Raw genomic sequence first — 6,341 nt, forward strand, 5'->3', positions numbered from 1 at the left:
ACAGAGAAGTTAAGCCCGTTAGCGCAGATGGTACTGCATCTCGTGGGAGAGTATGTCGCCGCCTTTCTTTTAAACCCTTCATCATTTATTTGGTGAAGGGTTTTTTTATGGAATAAAATTAACAGAGAAGTTAGGCCCGTTTGCGTCCCTCCCGAACCGTCGGGATCGGGAGTACTGCATCTCGTGGGAGAGTATGTCGCCGCCTTTTTTTTAAACCCTTCATCATTTATTTGGTGAAGGGTTTTTTTATGGAATAAAATCAACAGAGAAGTTAGGCCTGTTCGAACCGTCGGGATCGGGAGTACTGCATCTCGAGGGAGCCCTCCCCATAGCTATCGGGACTAATCGGGGGGCTTGTCCTGAGCGCAGTCCAAGGTTCCCCGCCCTGCCTGTCGCTAGGCAGGACCGGGAGGGTTTGTTCTTACTAAGAATAACAAAAATAATTTTTCAGCTCGCTTTTTCCAGTCAAAGCCGGGGGCATGAAATGGAACCCCTTCAAAAATCCAAGGGTTTCCAATCTTCACAAGATCATGCTTTAAATTTGAAAAAATAACATTTTAAGGTGTTGAAAATGAGCAAAATGTGGTATATTTAAGGTGCATCTACTCCAAAAAACATGAGCCCTATTTCCTGCAGAAAGAACTGCAGTTGACAAATTGACCTTCCCCCATGGTTTTCGGTAGATTCCCCCAAAATGGTCCTCAGCCATTTTGAAATTTCCTTTTTCCTTCCTTCCCCCGGGAAAAGTTGTTCCCCTTTTAGATCATTTTTTTTTGCAATTAAGACCCCATTCTACAATGGTCATATTTCTTGACCAGTTGCTCCTCTTATGTGGTGGTTATTATCTAACCTAAAAATGGAATGTTATGAAAGATTTTACAACAGATCCTGGTACGAAAAATACTTTCTGTCAGGGATCAATTAGTGAGGATTGGTGGAGTGGCTTTAGAATCTATTTACTCTATCCATTATTCACTTTAGGATGGCTTTTAATTATTACCACAGATCTTTATGCACAAAAGAATACGGCTGAAAATATTCAAGGTGTTGCTCCTGTTCTTACGCCGACTAATGGAACTAATGGTTTTGAGATTGATGGAAATGCACAGGTAGGCACTTATGGTGACTGGTTTGGAACTCAAAGTGATGCCGAAGGTTTGAGCCTGTTTATTTCCACGCTACAAAATGTAGATTGGGACGATCCTACGAAGGACCTTTTTGACAATGGCTTAATTGGTCCGGACTATCAAGAGGGAGTTCTTTCTTTTTTCTTTAGGGATCCTTATGAAAATGACCCTACGGTTTTTACTAGTAGTAATAAGATTGATGATGACCCTAATACCTATACTTATGGTCCGGGGAACTCACCTAATAAAAATGAAATTCAAACAGTAGCTGTCCATTTTACTTATGGTGATGATAATCACCCACACCCAGATTGGCAAGGTCCAGGCGGGACATACACAGATGAAAATGACCTTTGGATCATTTTTGCAGGAGACCGTCAAGTAACCAATGGTAGTAGTTACATCGATTTTGAATTACTTCAAAAATCCTTAGTTAAAAGTAATGGTACCTTTATTTCTGAAGGCCAGGATGGGGGTAGAACTAAAGGGGATTTATTAGTAACACTAGAATTTACTATAGGTGGTGCCGCGGCAAAGGTAGTGGTACGAGAATGGGTTGAAGATCTTAATAACCCGGGAAATTTCTTTTATGACCTAGTTTCTTTAAATACACCAGAGAAACAAAATGGTATTTTTGCTTCTGTAAACACTGTTCAAACAGTCGTGCCTTGGAGTGTGTATGGTACTTCCTCTGTAGGTAATGACCCGGATACAGGAGAGCCGTTATACCAATATGAGATCAACCAGTGGGCAGAAGGTGCCGTGAACCTATCTGCATTTTTTACTCCTGAAAATCCTTGTGAATATATTAGCACGTTATTTGTGAGGACTAGAACTTCCGGTTCTTCGGGAACTTCTGAGTTAAAAGATTTCCCTGAAGGTCCTGTAGCGCTTCCATTTTCAGATAATCCAGAAGTAGCAATTAGCAAGACTGATATTTCGTGTAATGGTGCAAATGACGGCATTGTTTCAATATCTTCAGCATCTAACTATACAAGACTTGAATTATGGGAATTAAATGGGGATTATATTGATAGTCTGGCTCCTGAAGGAGAGGAAGAAAGTGATGACGTTTATATCAGTCAAAATACTGATGCGTCTGATTTTACAGGTAATTCACCGGGATCCTACTATGTACGGGCTGTCAAAGTTGTAGACGGTGCAGAATGTGAGGCCTTTAGCGATCCTGTAACTTTTACCGATCCTGATCCTCTTTATTTAAGTATTACTTCTACAGATATCAGCTGTAATGGTGAGGCCGACGGTATTTTAGAACTGGATGATTCTGCCGTTCCTGCCAACTCTAGTTTTGACAGTTATGAGCTGTTTAAAGTAATAGGTGTTCAGGACCCGGGAAATGGAGAGGATAATGATGAGAGCCAAGGTTCAGTGACTCCTGATTCTGATGGAGTATTTAGCACCACAATGGGAGAAGGAACTTATTATATAATAGGTACAAAAGCATCTGCTAATGGCGTGGATGATTGTTATGCTACCAGTGGAACTGAGACCTTTACCGATCCTGATCCTCTTTATTTAAGTATTACCTCTACAGATATTAGCTGTAATGGCGAGGCTGATGGTATTTTGGAATTGGATGATTCTGCCGTTCCTGCCAACTCCAGTTTTGACAGTTATGAGCTATTTAAAGTAGTAGGTGTTCAGGACCCGGGAAATGGTGAGGATAATGATGAGAGCCAAGGTTCAGTTACTCCTGATTCTGATGGAGTATTCAGCACCACAATGGGAGAAGGAACTTATTATATAATAGGTACAAAAGCATCTGGTAATGGCGTGGATGATTGTTATGCTACCAGTGGAACTGAGACCTTTACCGATCCTGATCCTCTGTATTTAAGTATTACTTCTACAGATATCAGCTGTAATGGTGAGGCCGATGGTATTTTAGAATTAGATGATTCCGCAGTTCCGGCGAACTCTAGTTTTGACAGTTATGAGCTGTTTAAAGTAATAGGTGTTCAGGACCCAGGAAATGGAGAGGATAATGATGTGAGCCAAGGTACAGTGACTCCTGATTCTGATGGAGTATTCAGCATTACAATGGGAGAAGGAACTTATTATATAATAGGAACAAAAGCATCTGCTAATGGCGTGGATGATTGTTATGCTACTAGTGGAACTGAGACCTTTACCGATCCTGATCCTCTTTATTTAAGTATTACTTCTACAGATATCACCTGTAGTGCAGGTGGAATCTTAGAGTTAGATGATTCTGCCGTTCCGGCCAATAGTAGTTTTGATAGTTATGAACTGTTTCAGGTAAATGGTGTACAGGACACAGAAGGAGGAGAAAGTGATGACACAAGTCTTGGTGCCGTAAGCCCTGATGTTGATGGTGTATTTAGCACCACAATGGGAGTAGGTACTTATTACATTATCGGTACAAAAGCATCAGCTAATGGTGTGGATGATTGTTATGCTACCAGTGGTACTGTGACATTTACCGAGCCAGATTGTGATGAGGAAGCTTGTACTCTAGGTTACTGGAAAGAACATACCGATAGGTGGTGTGAAGACAGTGAGGGTTATGTTTATGAAACCTGTACAACATACGAGTCAGTATTTGGAATTGATTTTGCCAGTACTTATCCAGTATATGAAGAACTAACTCTTCTTCAGGCCCTTAACCAAGGAGGTGGAGGCGTTAATAATCTGCTTCGTCAATCAGTGGCAGCATTGTTGAATATCTGCCATGATGAAATTACCTATCCATGGGAAGGGGATATTGAGGATCTCATAGAGGCTGTTCAGGATGCTTTTGAAAATGGAACTGAAGGAGCTTTGGCCAGCGAATTGGATATGATCAATAATATGTATCCATGTCCTATGGAAGGAAGTTCAGCTACAACAGCAAGTACGTGTTCTGAAAGTGAAGCTACTCTTTCTACAGAGGCATTCTCCGCTCAGACTGTTCAATCGGCGGATATAAAACTATATCCTGTACCATTCACAGATGTTCTAAATATTGATTACGATTTCGATTATACATCAGATGTTGTAATTGAAGTTTACCTGGGAACAAATCTTTTAAGGACTTTTACTGACAATAATGTCAGCCGTGGATCCACTACTCAATTGAATATGGACTTTGCTACTAGTGGGGTATATATTATTCGGGTTATTACCAGTGACGGAGAGTTTACTGAAAAAGCCACAAAGCAATAATTAAATATTAATTTATCATTAAAATAAAAAAGCAGCCCACCTGGGCTGCTTTTTTGTTGAAGGCTAAATAAATCCATTTTAAAATTTCAAATGCCGTTTTATACGGAAAAAGATTACGATTTAAGACGCTGGTCACCCTCAACCATTTAATTATCAGTGAATAACATCCAAAAAACCGTCGAATTTTTAATGAAATTTTATTCAATTATCAGAATTACAGGCTCTTAATTAAACATAAAGTTAATTTCGTCTTTTTATACGAATATTTTAACCTATGTTGTTGAAATACAAAAAATTATGTAAATTGAGGTGTGAAATTAGCATTTTTCCATTTGGCCAATCCCCCGGCCGGTGATTAACCCCCTTTTATACAAATTTGTTTATTCAGGCACCCCCGCCTGTTGAACTGTTCCTTTTTCCACTCTCCCCCGGAAAAAGTTATTCCCCTTTCATAATTGACACTGCTGTTGCAGGAAGACCGCCCCGGTCACATGAAGTTGAGCTTTATGTTCTGGTTAGTATTTATTAACCAAAACAAAATTATTATGAAAGAATTTACGCTGGGGTCTTTTCCGTTGCAGGATGGGGATCTCGAAAAGACGGTAAAGGAATGTACAAATTACTTTAAAAGCTTTTTGCACATCTTATTTCTGGTCCTTTTTTTTAGCTTCAGTACTGGGATACAGGCTCAAAAAGTAGAAAAACTGGAACAGGGTCAAAATGGAACTGCAGGCATTGTAGAGGATCCAGTAATTTGGGTCACCGGAGCGTTAGATAAACAACATAACCACTTAACTGAGGGTATGCCTGTTCCGTACCATATTGAACTCATTAATTTAAAGGTGGGAGATACTTATAATATTACTTTAGGTTTTGACACAAAAAAAGGTGGAAAACATGCTCAGGATTATTTAACAACTTATGACTACCCTGGTAAGCATAATGCTTTTGGACACGCTCCGGAAGCGATAAATCCTTTAACCAATACTGGTTTAGCAGGTTCAGGAATGTCTCCATTATATGTAGCAATTCCTCTGCCAATCAATAATTATATGACTTCTGTAAGTACTGGAGGATCTGGAAAAATGGAGCCGATTACTACCTTCACGGCTTTAAATGCTAACGACCGAAGATTTGCTTTTTGGAATGTAGCTTCTACAGCCCCCGACATTCCAGTACTTAAATGGGTGGACCCTTCACAAAATTTTGAAACAGATGCGGTTGCTGAGTCACACTTAAAAATTACCTTTAAGGCTACAGCGGCTACAGTTGTCATTGCTTGGGCAGGGAATATTGCGGAAGAGGCAACTTGGGGAGAAGGTATGTCTGCCAGAAGTATTCCAGGAAGTTCTTTCCATATGTTCGCAGCTGAATGTGGTAATTTAACAGGCTGTGGTGGTAAAGATGTAGCAATTAAAAGCGACGCAGTAACTCCACCACCAGATTGCACAATAAACGGCGATACCACTACATGTGAAGATCCTAGTACAAATTTGACTTTTAGTACTGACGAAGCTGGTACCTCATACAAATGGGAAATAATTAATTCAACTAATGTTACTGGCGCAGCAATTGTAGGATCCGATGCTGGAGCCTCGGTTACTGTAGATCCAGGATCTGTAGATTCTGGCTTTTCCTCGGGAACGTTTGATATTAAATTGACGGTTACTTTAGCGGTTACGGGAGGCGAGTTGTCAACCCCATGTCAGAAAACGGTTACAGTTTATGACAATCCTGATTTTGATGTTAAAAATCTTGAGGCTTGTGAGGACGGTACGAAAGGATATGCTGTATTTAATTTAAACAGTGCAATTAGCAACAAGGATGGCACGCCAACCTTTTATGATGTGGATCCTACCACTTTACCTGCGCCAACGGCTATTTCTACTCCGGGCACTTACCAGGTAAATTTTGGTAGCAGTGCATCTAAGGAGGTGACCATTTATGCAGTTTTAGAGAATTCTTCGGATGGGACTTTGGACTGTACAACTACCAAAACCTTTAAGGTTACCGCTTATGACAATCCTG

At 40.3% G+C, this 6,341-nt stretch carries 2 protein-coding genes; both read left to right on the plus strand.

Annotated features, from left to right (window positions below; genetic code table 11):
- Window positions 1-1,157 precede the first annotated feature (1,157 nt).
- Window positions 1,158-4,313: a T9SS type A sorting domain-containing protein gene (locus ACNORC_RS13360; RefSeq protein ID WP_418336169.1), complete on the plus strand. Its 3,156-nt coding sequence runs from the start codon at window positions 1,158-1,160 to the stop codon at window positions 4,311-4,313.
- 545 nt (window positions 4,314-4,858) lie between these two features.
- Window positions 4,859-6,341, plus strand: a 1,483-nt coding sequence (locus ACNORC_RS13365; RefSeq protein WP_418336170.1) for a hypothetical protein, incomplete at its 3' end; no start/stop codon positions are given.

It is taken from the genome of Salinimicrobium soli (assembly GCF_048323655.1).
Classification (GTDB): Bacteria; Bacteroidota; Bacteroidia; order Flavobacteriales; family Flavobacteriaceae; genus Salinimicrobium; species Salinimicrobium soli.